Here is a 12,475-nt window from a genome sequence, read left to right as displayed (position 1 = left end):
GGGGGGCGGGTCGGATGACGTACGGAAGAGTGCTGGGCGCACTGGCGGCGGGGACGTTGCTTCTGGGGGTTGCCGGCTGCAGTCCGGCGTCGCCAGGGGATGACTCCGCGGTTTCAGAGGATCGAGCACCGACCGCGGGTTCGTCGTCGGCAGCGGTGTCGCAGGAGGTCGTGGTCCGCGACGCCGCGTCCACGGCGGCCGTGCGGCGGAGCGTGGAGCAGTACTGGATCAGCACGGGGATCGCCGCGATAGCGCGCAACGATCAGGCCGATGACTTCAAGCCGCCCGCTTGGAACAAGGGCGGGGCGATTGCCCGCACCGTCGGCCGGCTGTACAGCAGAGGCAACACAGGCGGTGGTGCCTGCACCGCGACGGTGGTGGGCAAGAACACGGTGGTCACCGCCGGGCACTGTGTCAGGACCTCCACGCCCGGCGGGACCTCGGCGTCGGCGACCTGGGACAAGGACCTCTACTTCGTCCCCGGATATCTGGACGGAGAACGCCCCTACGGCGGCTTCACCGTGCGTTCGGTGCATATGGCCAAGGACTGGCAGGAGCCTGGGTACGACGTGGCCATGCTGGAGATGAACACGGCGTCGGACGGACGCGGCATCTCGGCGATCACGGGTGCGCAGAACGTCGACTTCGCCTTCGAACCCGGTGCCCGGACCCACCAGATCGGCTACCCCTACACCGCCCGTCCTCTGCACTGCGAAGGCCCCAGCTCCCGCGACGACCGAGCCCCCTCGATGATCGCGATTCCCTGCCACATGGGCATCGGCTCAAGCGGCGGCCCCTACATCGTCGGTCTCGGCGCCACCGGTTTCGGCAGCGTGATCGCCGTGAACGTCAGCGGGAACGACTCCACCAGCTTCGGCACTCCCCTGGGGGCGTTCGCCAAGGTCCTCTACAACCAGTCCGAGCACCGCTGAGGGCTGACCCGCAGCTGGACGATGCCGGCGCAGGGAAAATCGGTTTGCCGACCCGGATGTCGCGTGAGTAGCGTCGCCGTCTGTGACACCGACTCTGCACACCGAGCGGCTGGTTCTGGCGCCGTACATTCCAGGGGACGAAGAGGGTTTCGTCGCTCTGTTCCAGGACGCCCGAGTGTCGCAGTGGATGGGTGACGGCATTGCTTCCGCAGCAGAAGACCGGGCCCTGTTCGGGCGGATCTTCACGAAGGTCTATGCCCAGGACCTGTTCGATGTCTGGGCCGTTCGGCGCGACGGACTCCTTGTCGGGCATGCCGAGATCAAGCCGACCGACGCCGTCGGAGGGCACGAGATCATCTACGCCCTGGCGCCGACGGCATGGGGGTCCGGGCTCGGGACCGAGCTGGCGGAGGCGATCGTCGCGCATGCCTTCGGCACCCTCGGCTTGACCAAGGTGTACGCCACTGTGGCCGCACCGAACGCGGCCTCACTGGCTCTGCTGAGCGGAATCGGTTTCGAGCACGTCCGGGACATCGAAGAGGATGACGGCAGCGCCACCCGCGTGTTGGTCCGCCGCCCGGCCTGACCGACCGGTGGAACCTCGCCCGGCGCTGGGCGTGGGCGTTGCCATGCCGTTCTGCCGGTATCGGCGACCATGCGGACGTGACGAGCCGCAGGCCTGGGGGACGGACGGCCACAACCTTAAGGAAAGTTAAGGAAGTTGTGGGTGGGTCGGCTGAGAGAACCGGAATCCCTACTCGTACTTGACGACACACGGAACCGACCCCACAGGAGTCCCACGTGTCACGCAAGAGGACGCTCAGTACGAAGAAGAAGATCGCTCTGCTCGTCGGAGCCGCCGTAGCGATCGGCGGTACAGCGGTGGTCATGACCGGCACCAGCCAGGCATCGGGCGCTTGCGACGGCCTGACCACCGCGCTGCAGAACAACCAGCAGTTCATCGCGGGCCAGCGTGCGAAACCCGACGCTCAGTCCGAGGCGCGCATCGCCAACCGCCAGGCCGTCATCGAGCAGATCAAGCGTATGCAGGCCGCTTCCGGGTGTCAGGTGGCGGGAGACGACGACGTGGCCGCGCCCCCTGCCCAGGAGCAGCCGCCCGCTGAAGCCGCGCCTCCGGCCGCGCAGGAACCCGCCGCCGGAGAGCAGGCTCCCCCCGCCGGCCAGGACCAGGCCGGCGGCGACCTGGGCGACGCGGGCGAGGTCGTCTGTGCCGGTTCAACGGTGACGCTCTCCGGCGAAGCCGGTGCCCCTGCCGCCTCCAGCAACCAGTTCCCGGTCGGCACCACACTCAAGGTGACCAACCTGGACAACCTCAAGTCGACCACCGTCAAGGTCGTCTCCCCGTCCGGCAGCTGCGCCCTGCTGAACAATGAGGCCTTCGAGCAGGTCAGGGAGCCGGGCAAGTTCCTCATCCGCAAGGCGCGCATCGAGCGCGTCGGCTGACGCGGACGCCGTGCGGGACGGTGCCGCAGCGCGCGCGGCACCGTCCCGCCCGCACCCCCACTGGATGGGGACGTGATGGCCGGCGGCCGGGCGGTGGAGCGCTGCGTCGGCCGAGACGCCGGTTACCGGCCCGCGGTCACGACTTTGAGTTCGGCGAGCGACTCCCGCAGGAAGTCCGCCAGCGTCCGTTCCCCGCTGTCGCCGACCCAGCGCTCGAAACCGACCTTGAAGACGGCGATGCCCGCTTCCGCCGTGAGGCTCGCTGCCGGGTCCTGGACGCCGCGCCGGCGCAGCGTGGCAGCGAGCGCGGCGGACAACGACGCGAGCTTGATCAGCTCACGCTCGCGCAGCTCCGCGTTGGCCATGATGACCGCCTGGCGCTGCCGGGCGAACTCGTGGCGCTCCAGGAAGAACGCCGCGACGGTCTCCAACGTCGAGGCCATCGCGTCGATCGGCGCGGTCGCGGCCGACGTGCCGGCGAGGGTGTCCACGAAGGCCTGTTCCAGTTCGTGCGAACCCGCGAACAGCACCTCGCGCTTGTCGGCGTAGTGCCGGAAGAACGTCCGCTCGGTGAGCCCGGCCCGTTCGGCGATCTGTGCCGCGGTGGTCTGCTCGAACCCGTGCTCCTTGTAGAGGTCCAGCGCTGCCTGCTCAAGCCGCCCACGTGCGTTCGGTTCCCATCGACCCATATGCGGATTCTACGTGATGGCAGTGACTGACATCGAGTGCTACGGTTGATGTCAGTCGCTGACATCGACGTGTTCGCCGCAATTCCCCTGCCTCGGCACCTGCGGCGAACACGCTCGACCTACCCGGAGGTTCTCCTCATGCGTGTGTTCGTCACCGGCGCGTCCGGCTGGATCGGTTCAGCCGTCGTCCCGGAACTCATCGACGCCGGTCACCAGGTCGTTGGACTCGCCCGCTCGGACGCCTCGGCCGCCGCCCTCGCCGCGGCGGGCGCCGAGGTGCGCCGCGGCACGCTCGACGATCTCGACACGCTGCGCAGCGCGGCTGCCGAGTCGGACGGCGTGATCCACCTCGCCTTCAAGCACGACATCGCCTTCAGCGGCGGCTTCGAGGACGCCGCCGCCGCCGACCGGCGCGCCATCGACACGTTCGGAGAGGTGCTCGCCGGCTCCGACCGCCCGTTCCTCATCGCCTCGGGGACCCTCGGGCTGGCGCCGGGCCTGCTCGCCACCGAGCAGGACGGCCAAGCGTCCGCCCCCATGGGCGCCCACTGGGCCGGCGGACCGGCCAAGCGGCTGGCCAACGCGCATGCGACGGTCGCGCTCGCGGACCGCGGCGTCCGCTCGTCGGTCGTGCGTCTTCCCCCCACCGTGCACGGCGACGGGGATCACGGCTTCCTCGCCACCGTGGTCGCCATCGCGCGGGAGAAGGGGGTCTCCGGCTACATAGGCGACGGCGCCCACCGCTGGCCCGCCGTGCACCGATCGGATGCCGCGCATCTCTTCCGCCTGGCGCTGGAGATTGCTCCGGCCGGCTCCAGCCTGCACGCGGTGGCGGATGAGGGTGTGCCGATCCGTGACGTCGCCGAAGTGATCGGACGTCACCTCGGTCTGCCCGTGGCCTCGATCGCCCCCGGCGACGCGGCCGAGCACTTCACCTGGTTGGCCGCCTACCTCGGGATGGACAGCGCCACCTCGAGCGCGTACACCCGCCAACTGCTGGGGTGGCAGCCGACCGGTCCCGGGCTCATCGACGACCTCGACAAGGGTCACTACTTCGCCACCCCGACGGCCTGACCGGCCCCGCCGCTGTCCCTGAGCGATTCGGTTCGGCTGCCGAGCCGTTGAGAAAGTGCGACGCCGAGCCGGAGAAGCATCGAACGGCCTCTCCGGCTCGGCGCCCAACGCCTCAGATGTCCTGTCCCGACTCCTGGCTCGTGGTCAGGCTCAGGGCGGCACGGACCTGGATCGCTTCACGGTGGGCCATGTGGTCGTCGGCTCGACGGACGTGGGTTCTGAACTCCGCGGCGTCCGACGCCGTCGCCGCGTCCTCCCAGGCAACGGTGCTGATCTTGATCTCGGCCAACATGTCGACCACCGGCTGCTTCGCCTTCGCCGGCCAGGCATGTTCGGTGAGCTGCCGGGTCTCCTCGTGCAAGGCATTGGCCATACGCGCGGCGAAGTCGCGACAGTCCACCAGATCCTCGACCGCCTCGGTGTCGGGGCCTTCGGCATCGGTCGCGTTCAACTTCATGACGGCCGTCAGATACGCCACCTGGTCCGGGTTCAATACCGTTGCGTCGGCACGCAGCGACCGGGTCAGCTTCACCTTGTCATTGGCGAGAAAGCAGACGATCTCCCGGTCTCCCACCGTCCACGTGCTTCTGGACGGCATGTAGTAGTACGAGTCCACCGAGGCGGGGAGCGCCCAGGTGTCCATGGCGTAGCCCTCCATCAAGGGAGTGCACTTGTCCTCCGCCACTTTGGCGATGTGATCGTCGCCCGGGTAGCGGGAGCCTTTGACGTCGTCGAACTGCCACTTGCCCGCGACTTCGGCATCGTGCGCAACGGTGCACGGCACTGCTGTCGTCATGCTCGCCGACCTCGCGTAGGTGGTCTCATCGGGGTCGATCTTCCCCAACTCGCCATCCTGCAGCGTGAAGCACTCCCCGACCGACAGGTGCGCGGCGCCGGTCGTACCGTTGGCGCCGGCGCTGCTCCCGGCCGACGCTCCCGTCAAGGAACCCGCGAGCAGGCCCACCACGATCAGGCCCGACCGCAGGGAGTCGATCGTGATCCCCGCGATGGCGAGACCCCGGCCCCCCTCGCCACTCCGGCGGATCTTGGACAGCGCGACCAAGCCGGTGATGAGGCCCACCAGGGGCAGACATGCCAACGCCAGGACCAGGGAGGCGATGGCGACACCGTTGGTCGACGGCGGGGGAGTGGGTATCAAGGGTGCCCACTGCTGGGGATACGGGTAATGCACAGGCTCCCCGCCGTGCGGACCCTGCCGTTCGGGAGCCGGTGGCGGTGGGGGCAGGTCGTTCACGTTCACGGTGGGGCTGGTCTCCTTGCGCGGTCGATGTCGGCGACACACGAGGGTGCGCCCGCGGTAGCTCGTACGGGCGCTCTCGCCATAGCCGTACCGACTGCCGGCCTGTTGGCGGCAGCCGTCGCTCTGCGGGCGGTCAGCGGCGGGGGGTCCGGGGGCGCCGCGACAGGAGACGGACGTCCGGGCCGTCGGTGGCTGCGGGCCCGGTACCCCTGCGGATCACTCCGACGGTCACCACGGCAGCCGTTCCCCCTTCGGCCGCGAGGCGGCCACATCGCTTACCCACGCGTTCCCTTGCTGCTGCGGAAGGCGACCTTGTGTAGTCGCGGCAACGCTCCGGTGGGTCCCCCCCCACGGCGTTCGAACGACGATACCCGGCGACCCGATCGATCGAACGTTCGGACGATGGCTGTTGTAGAAGAGTGATCTTCGGCGGGTCACGGGGAGAGCTCGGGGGCGGGTGCGACGCCGGTCGGTGGTGGTCGCGCTCATGTCCGGCCGCGGCGCGGGCCGCCGGCGATGGCGAGGTCCCGTCAGAGCTTCGCCTGCAGATCCTCTTCCTTGTCCACGACCGGGAAGAGCTCCAGGGCGCCGGTGATGGTCAGAAGGCGCAGGATCTGGCTGCTGGGGGCCACCAGGGTCAGGCTCCCGGCGCGCTCCAGGGCGTCGAGACGAGCCTTCAGAAGGGTGCTGAGGAAGGAGGAATCGCCGAAACTCACGCCCGCCAGGTCCAGGACCACGTGCGGATGGTGGGCCAGGGCGCGATCCACCGCGTCCCGCACGGGAGTGACCCCGTGCAGGTCGATCTCCCCGGTCACCGTGATGACACTGGGCTCGCCCGGCGCGAGGGAAACCGTCAAACGGGCGCCCTGCGGCACAGGGTCGGACGTAGATGCCACGGTCGCTCCATTTGGTTTGTTGTCGTAAGACAACGATCCTGCCACACTCGCGGCTCTGTTCGAACAAGAATCGGGCCCAAGCGCTCCGGGTGTCCTCTCACCGGCCAGGGAACCGCCCGCCGAGGGTGCCTGCAGCACACCCACCTGGGTCCACGCCGCGATGACGGCCGCGCGCTCGAAGCCCGCGCCGCACCGGGCGAGAGCCGATGCCACGGTAAGGTCGGCGAAATCGGTGAAGCTCGCGCCGGACGAGAGCTGCCCACCGGTGAGTACGTCGTACCAGATCTGACCGGCCTGCTCCCACGCGCTCCTTCGGCCGGTCCGATCGCCGTGGGTGAACGCTGCGGTGCTCGCGGCGGACCGGTTGACCCGTCCTTGCCGGGCCGGGTCACACGGCGGCGCGTTGCGGGTCGGCGGGGGCGTCGACGCCGTGCTGCTCGTCCTCGGGGCGGCTTTCCTTGGGAAGCAGGAAGGTGATGGCGAGGAACGCAGCCAGCAGACACCCCTGGACGATGAGGGCGTGGTGGAAGCCGGCGGTGAAGTCGCCGGTCTTGGCCCGGGCGAAGAACACCGAGCCGAAGACGGCGACGCCGATGGAGCCGCCGAGGGACTGCACCGCCGACAGCACGCCGGAGGCGGAGCCGATCTCGTGGTCGTCGACCGCGGCGAGGATGGAGCTGAACAGGGCGGCGATGACCATGCCCGCTCCGATGCCGGCGACGGTCACGCCCGGGGCGATGTCCCAGATGGAGAACGCCGACGGGTCGAGTCCGTCGAGCTCGAACCAGAGCAGGGCCGCGCCGGCGAGCTGGATCACTGGACCGATCTGCACGACCGCGCGGCCGAGTCTGTCGGCGAGGACGGCGCCGCTGACCGCGCCGCCGATCGCCGTGCCCACCGCGAGCGGCAGGTTGCCCAGGCCCGCGTGACCGGCGGTGAAGTGTTGGCCGATCTGGAGGTAGAGGGTCAGCACGAGCTGGGTGCCGACCAGGCCGCCGAAGAACAGGGCGATGCCCCCGAGCCCGACGGTGAAAGCGGGCTTGTGGAGCAGCCCCGGGGTCACCAGCGGCTCGCGTCCCGCCGCCGCGGTGCGGCCCTGCTGGAGGGCGAACAGGGCGAAGGTGATGACGGAGGCGCCCATGCACAGCCAGGTCCACAGCGGCCAGCCGTCCTCCTGCCCCTGGTTCAGCGGCAGCACCAGCAGGGCGCAGGCCACCGCGACCAGGCCCGCGCCGACGATGTCGACCCGCACCGCGGGGTTGCCCGGCCTCTTGGGGACGGCCTTGGCGGCGATGATCAGTGCGGCGATGCCGATGGGCAGGTTGACCAGGAAGACCGCTCGCCATCCCAGGCCGGCGATGTCGCTCTGGATGAGGAAACCGCCCAGCACCGGGCCGACGATGCCGCCCAGCCCGAGGACGGGGCCGAAGATCCCGAAGACCTTGGTGAGCTCGGTCCCGGAGAAGTTCTCGCGCAGCAGCCCCAGCCCTTGGGGCAGGAGCATCGCGCCGGCGGTGCCCTGCAACAGCCGGAACGCGATCAGCAACTCGATGCTCGGTGCCAGCGAGCACAGCAGCGAGGTGGCGGTGAAGGCGGCCAGGCCGATCAGGAACATGCGTCGGCGCCCGTAGCGGTCACCGAGCCGTCCACCGACCACCAGCCCGGCTCCCAGGGTGAGGGCGTAGCCGCCGATCACCCACTGCAAGGCGGAGGGACCCGCGCCGAGGGACCTCTCCAGGTCCGGGCCGGCGACGTTGACGATCGACGCGTCCAGGAGATCCATGATCTCCGCGACGAGCATCACCACCAGAATCAGCCATCGCCACCGGTAGGGCTCGCCAACCTGGTCCGCGGCGGGACATGCGTCGCTCATGCGCGATACCTCCATCGTAAAGTAATTCCGCGGTGAAGGTAAAGTGTGGGCGGTAGGTTGTCAAAGCAGGCCGCCGAACCAAGGCGCGGCAGACGAGAAAGGCGGCAGGCGTCCATGGCAGAGGCGATGCGCGACGACCTCGCGGAGCAGCGGGAGCGGTTGACGGAAGGACTGCGGATCTACGGCGGCCACTACACCGAACTCGGCCGTCGCTTCGCCGCCTGGCTGGGCCTGCACTCCACCGACGCGACCGCGGTACTGGAGATCGCCGCCGCCGAGGAGCGAGGCACGCCGTTGTCGCCTGCGCGGCTGAGCGAACGCATCTCCCTGTCCACGGGCGCCACCACCGCACTCCTGAACCGCCTGGAAGGGGCAGGTCACATCACGCGCACCCGCGAGCACTCCGACCGGCGCGTGATCACCCTGCACAGCGGGGCGCACATCCAGGAACGCGCGGACGAGTTCTTCGGCCCGCTCGCCGACCGCCTGGACATCACGATGTCCCGCTATCCGCCGGAACTCCTGGAGCGGTTCGAGGCCTTCGTCGCCGACCTGAACTCCGCCATGGACGCCCATCTCGCCGAGCCCGGCACGACGACACCGCGTTCCGCCCGGCACCCCTGACGAACGCGCTGATCGTCGACGTCGACGTCAGCTCAGCAGGTCCGGGGCGAAGTGGTCCCGCAGCCGGGCGATCCTCCCGACGCGGCGGCGGAAAACCTGCACGAGCGAGACCGCTGGACTCGTCAGCGATCCCTGCGGGCGTTGAGCCGGGCGGCCTGACGGGTCAGGTGGTCGCGTTCGGCGAGGTTGGGTGCCTTGCGGGCCGCCGCGGCGTACAGGCGTGCCGCCGTCGCCAGGTCGCCGTCGCGCTCGTGGAGGTACGCCGCCACCGCGGTGTGGCGGGGCAGCGAGTCGTCCAGCGCCGCGAGCGCCGCCAGGCCGGCGCGCGGCCCGTCGGCCTCGCCGACGGCCACGGCACGGTTGAGCCGGACGACCGGGTTGTCGGTCAGGCGCGCGAGTTCGTCGTACCACTCGACGATCTGCACCCAGTCGGTCTCCTCCGCGGCGGGTGCGTCGGCGTGGAGTGCCGCGATGGCGGCCTGGGCCTGGAACTCGCCCAGCCGGTCGCGGGCGAGGGCCGCCTGCAGGATCTCGACGCCCTCGGCGATGGACCGGGTGTCCCATCGGCCGCGGTCCTGCTCGGCGAGCGATACCAGGCTGCCGTCGGGCGCGGTCCGAGCGGCGCGCCGGGCGTGGTGGAGCAGCATCAGGGCGAGCAGCCCCGCCACCTCGGGGTGGTCGATGACCGCCGTGAGTTGCCGGGTGAGCCGGATGGCTTCGGCGGAGAGGTCGACGTCGCCGGAGTAACCCTCGTTGAAGACCAGGTAGAGGACGCGCAGCACGGTGGCGACGTCGCCCGGCTGGTCGAAGCGCACGCCGGAGACGGTGCGTTTGGCCCGGCTGATGCGCTGCGCCATGGTCGCCTCGGGTACGAGGTAGGCCTGGGCGATCTGGCGGGTGGTCAGCCCACCGACGGCGCGCAGCGTCAGCGCGACCGCCGACGACGCGGTGAGGGACGGGTGGGCGCACAGGAAGTAGAGCTGGAGCGTGTCGTCCACCGCGGGGGCGGGTCCGGCCGCCGGCTCCTCGTCGACGCGCTCCTCACGCCGGCGCCGGGCGGCGTCCGCCCGGGTCGCGTCGAGGAACCGGCGCCAGGCCACGGTGATCAGCCAGCCCTTCGCGTCCCGGGGCGGCTCGGCCGGCCAGACGCGCACTGCCTCGACGAGCGCGTCCTGCACGGCGTCCTCGGCCGCCGCGAAGTCGGCTCCGCGGCGGACGAGGACGCCGAGCACACTCGGCGTGAGGCTCCTTAGCAGGACCTCGTTCACTCCAGTGGTCACTCCGTGACGGCGCCGTGCTCGCCCAGGAACGGGCGCAGCTCGAGCCACTCGTGGATCGGCTTGCCGCCCGCCCCGGGAGCGGCCGACAGTTCCGCGGCCAGCTCGAGGGCCCGCTGGTAGCCGTCGACGTCGATCACCATCCAGCCGGCGATGAGGTCCTTGGTCTCGGCGAACGGCCCGTCCGTGACCGGCGGGCGACCCTCGCCGTCATATCGTACGAACGTACCCTCGGAGGCGAGCGCCTGACTGTCGACGAACTCACCCGTTTCCTGGAGGCGGCCCGCGAAGTCGTTCATGTACTGCACGTGAGCCGAGATCTCCTCCGGCGTCCACTGGTCCATGGGAACGTCGTTGGCCGGAGCCGGCGCGCCACGGTAGTGCTTGAGCAGCAGGTACTTGGCCATCGTGCTTCTCCTCGGTACTGGTGCGACCCATTGTGGCCGCTTGCACGCCGGGGACGGAGCCGGACACAGGTTCTCGACATCCGCGTGTGGATCTTTTTGGGTCTTCTGACGACGGGGGCGGTCCGCCTGGTGCGGGCGCTGCCGGAAACCGGGCTGCGGGTGAGGGTGCCTCGACCATAGGCTTTCGGTGGAGGGCTGGCGAAGCGCCCTGTCGACCGAGGTCAGTCAGCCGATCGGAGATTACCGGGCTATGACGAGTCAACTGTTCGCGGTCTGTTTCGATGCGAGGGAGCCGTTGCGTCTGGCGCGGTTCTGGTCCGGGGTCCTGGGGTGGGAACTGGTCGACGATTCCCGCGACGGTGTCGGGCTCCTGCCCAGCGATGACACCGGGTTCCGCCTCCGCTTCCTGCCGAGCCAGGAGCGGAAGCTCGGCCAGAATCGGATGCATTTCGATCTGACGAGTACGTCCCTGGAGGACCAGCAGCAGACGGTGACCCGGGCGCTGGAGCTCGGCGGGCAGCACATCGACGTCGGCCAGCTCCCGGAAGAGGGCCATGTGGTGCTCGCCGACCCCGAGGGCAACGAGTTCTGCGTCATCGAGCCGGGCAACAACTTCCTGGCCGACTGCGGATTCGTCGGGGCGCTGGCCTGCGACGGTTCCCAGGAAGTCGGGTACTTCTGGAGTAAGGCACTGGGGTGGCCGCTGGTCTGGGACCAGGATCAGGAGACCGCTATCCGCTCGCCGCACGGCGGTCCCAAGATCACCTGGGGTGGTCCGCCGCTGGATCCGAGAACAGGCAAGAGCCGGGTGCAATTCGACCTGGCATCACCTGCCGACGGTGAGCGACAGGCCGAGGTCGACCGCCTGCTCTCCCTCGGGGCGACCCTGCTCGACACCGGTCAGGGCCACGGTGACGGCGAACGAGTGGCGCTGGCCGACCCCGACGGCAACGAATTCCTCCTGGCGGCGGCCCGGTAGGGCAGTGTTCCGTGTTCGCCACGTGCGGCATTCGCCCTGTGCCGTGGTCAGAGCAGGCAGAACTCGTTGCCTTCCGGGTCTGCCATCACCATGTGATCGGGCCTGCCCTGCAATGTCTCTTCGCGGAGTGCGGTCGCTCCCGCGGTGGTCAGGCGTTCCATGGCCGCGAGGACGCGTGGCCAGCGCACTTCCCAGGGGGTGTCACGGCCGCCGCCGACCTGGACGTCCAGGTGCAGCCGGTTCTTCACGGTCTTCGGCTCGGGCACTTGCAGGAAGGAGAGGTTCGGTCCCACTCCGTCCGGATCGGCGAGGTAGGCGCCCTCGTCCCACTCGCTTTCCGGAACCTCGTGGTGGGACAGCCATTCTTCCCAACTGCCGAACCCGGCAGGCGGGGGTTTCTCCCCGTAGCCCAACGCCAGCGCCCAGAAGGCGGCCAGTTTCGCCGGGTGCGCGCAGTCGATCGTCAGACTCCACTGGGTGGTCATCGGCCCTCCTCGGTCAGAGGAGCGGACTGTATCGCGCGCCACTGACACTGCCCGGTCATCAGGGGCTGATCGGCAGCCAGACCTCGATGAGTTTGCCGTCGGGGTCGGGGGTGATGCGGACGCGGGAGCAGAGCTGGTTGATGATCTCCCAGCCGTGCCGGCCGATCCGGGTGGGGTCCGGGGCGAAGAACTCGGGCAGGGCGCGGCTGGAATCGTGGACGGATATCCGTACGGTGTCGTCGTCGGCCCGCAGGCTCAGGAGGCATGGTCCCGCGGTGTGCCGGATCGAGTTGGTCACCAGTTCACTGACGACCAGCAGGATGTCCTGGGCGGCGCCCGGCAGCAGGTCGAGGCCTTGGGCCGACCGCCGTTCGCTCAGCGCCCGCATGAAGGTGTCGGCCATCTGCCGTGCGGACGCGATGCTTCCGTGTCCGGTTCCGAAGTGCCCCGTATGCCGGGCGACTCCGTGATTCCGCTGTCCGTCGGCCTGGCCGGCGCCGGCTTGCTGTGCATC

14 protein-coding genes and 1 pseudogene are annotated in these 12,475 nt (G+C 69.8%); 6 read left to right on the top strand and 9 right to left on the bottom strand.

The annotated features are described in order from the left end of the window. The first annotated feature begins 170 nt into the window (after window positions 1–170). The 3 genes from O3X23_RS11205 (at window position 171) to O3X23_RS11195 (ending at window position 2,396) form a co-directional block, all read left to right on the top strand. Complete coding sequence (locus tag O3X23_RS11205; protein ID WP_269271134.1) at window positions 171–932, top strand: trypsin-like serine peptidase; 762 nt, start codon at window positions 171–173, stop codon at window positions 930–932. An 82-nt stretch (window positions 933–1,014) separates the two neighbouring features. Then, the gene (locus O3X23_RS11200; RefSeq protein WP_269271133.1) at window positions 1,015–1,518 is read left to right on the top strand and encodes a GNAT family N-acetyltransferase; all 504 of its coding nucleotides are present in this window, start codon (window positions 1,015–1,017) and stop codon (window positions 1,516–1,518) included. Window positions 1,519–1,733: 215 nt separating this feature from the next. Beyond that, complete coding sequence (locus O3X23_RS11195) at window positions 1,734–2,396, top strand: hypothetical protein (protein ID WP_269271132.1); 663 nt, start codon at window positions 1,734–1,736, stop codon at window positions 2,394–2,396. 122 nt (window positions 2,397–2,518) lie between these two features. Here the strand turns inward: O3X23_RS11195 and O3X23_RS11190 are convergent, their stop codons facing one another. Then, entirely contained in the window at window positions 2,519–3,085 is a 567-nt protein-coding gene (locus tag O3X23_RS11190; RefSeq protein WP_269271131.1) for a TetR/AcrR family transcriptional regulator, read from the bottom strand. Between the two features lie 138 nt (window positions 3,086–3,223). Here O3X23_RS11190 and O3X23_RS11185 point away from each other — a divergent pair, with 138 nt between their 5' ends. After that, entirely contained in the window at window positions 3,224–4,159 is a 936-nt protein-coding gene (locus tag O3X23_RS11185) for an SDR family oxidoreductase (RefSeq protein WP_269271130.1), read from the top strand. A 112-nt stretch (window positions 4,160–4,271) separates the two neighbouring features. On the opposite strand, the gene O3X23_RS11180 is transcribed toward O3X23_RS11185, so the two are convergent. From O3X23_RS11180 to O3X23_RS11165, 4 genes and pseudogenes are all read right to left on the bottom strand, one after another. Next, window positions 4,272–5,351 (bottom strand): DUF4190 domain-containing protein, encoded by a 1,080-nt coding sequence (locus tag O3X23_RS11180; protein ID WP_269271193.1) that lies wholly within the window; start codon window positions 5,349–5,351, stop codon window positions 4,272–4,274. Window positions 5,352–5,950: 599 nt separating this feature from the next. Continuing rightward, window positions 5,951–6,316: an STAS domain-containing protein gene (locus tag O3X23_RS11175; RefSeq protein ID WP_269271129.1), complete on the bottom strand. Its 366-nt coding sequence runs from the start codon at window positions 6,314–6,316 to the stop codon at window positions 5,951–5,953. A gap of 147 nt (window positions 6,317–6,463) precedes the next feature. Then, window positions 6,464–6,808 (bottom strand): annotated as a pseudogene (locus O3X23_RS11170) (M4 family metallopeptidase); the annotation flags it as partial. After that, on the bottom strand, window positions 6,705–8,189 hold the full coding sequence (locus O3X23_RS11165) for an MFS transporter (protein ID WP_269271128.1): 1,485 nt from the start codon (window positions 8,187–8,189) through the stop codon (window positions 6,705–6,707). The gene O3X23_RS11165 and the pseudogene O3X23_RS11170, both read right to left, overlap by 104 nt. A 114-nt stretch (window positions 8,190–8,303) precedes the next feature. Between O3X23_RS11165 and O3X23_RS11160 the strand changes: the two genes are divergently transcribed. Further along, a complete protein-coding gene (locus tag O3X23_RS11160; RefSeq protein ID WP_269271127.1) occupies window positions 8,304–8,813 on the top strand; it encodes a MarR family winged helix-turn-helix transcriptional regulator in 510 nt (169 codons plus the stop codon). A 122-nt stretch (window positions 8,814–8,935) separates the two neighbouring features. Here the strand turns inward: O3X23_RS11160 and O3X23_RS11155 are convergent, their stop codons facing one another. Continuing rightward, the gene (locus tag O3X23_RS11155; RefSeq protein WP_269271192.1) at window positions 8,936–10,081 is read right to left on the bottom strand and encodes an RNA polymerase sigma factor; all 1,146 of its coding nucleotides are present in this window, start codon (window positions 10,079–10,081) and stop codon (window positions 8,936–8,938) included. Between the two features lie 8 nt (window positions 10,082–10,089). After that, window positions 10,090–10,497: a YciI family protein gene (locus O3X23_RS11150; protein ID WP_269271126.1), complete on the bottom strand. Its 408-nt coding sequence runs from the start codon at window positions 10,495–10,497 to the stop codon at window positions 10,090–10,092. Between the two features lie 250 nt (window positions 10,498–10,747). Between O3X23_RS11150 and O3X23_RS11145 the strand changes: the two genes are divergently transcribed. Next, window positions 10,748–11,476, top strand: coding sequence for a VOC family protein (locus tag O3X23_RS11145; protein ID WP_269271125.1), 729 nt, complete (start codon window positions 10,748–10,750; stop codon window positions 11,474–11,476). Between the two features lie 47 nt (window positions 11,477–11,523). On the opposite strand, the gene O3X23_RS11140 is transcribed toward O3X23_RS11145, so the two are convergent. Together O3X23_RS11140 and O3X23_RS11135 are read right to left on the bottom strand one after the other, a co-directional pair. After that, a complete protein-coding gene (locus O3X23_RS11140) occupies window positions 11,524–11,961 on the bottom strand; it encodes a VOC family protein (RefSeq protein ID WP_269271124.1) in 438 nt (145 codons plus the stop codon). A gap of 58 nt (window positions 11,962–12,019) precedes the next feature. Continuing rightward, window positions 12,020–12,364 (bottom strand): ATP-binding protein, encoded by a 345-nt coding sequence (locus tag O3X23_RS11135; RefSeq protein WP_269271123.1) that lies wholly within the window; start codon window positions 12,362–12,364, stop codon window positions 12,020–12,022. Window positions 12,365–12,475 lie beyond the last annotated feature (111 nt).

This window comes from Streptomyces sp. H39-S7 (assembly GCF_027158205.1).
Lineage (GTDB): Bacteria > Actinomycetota > Actinomycetes > Streptomycetales > Streptomycetaceae > Actinacidiphila.
The sequence above is the reverse complement of the archived record's forward strand: the minus strand, read 5'-3'. Positions and strand labels throughout refer to the sequence as shown.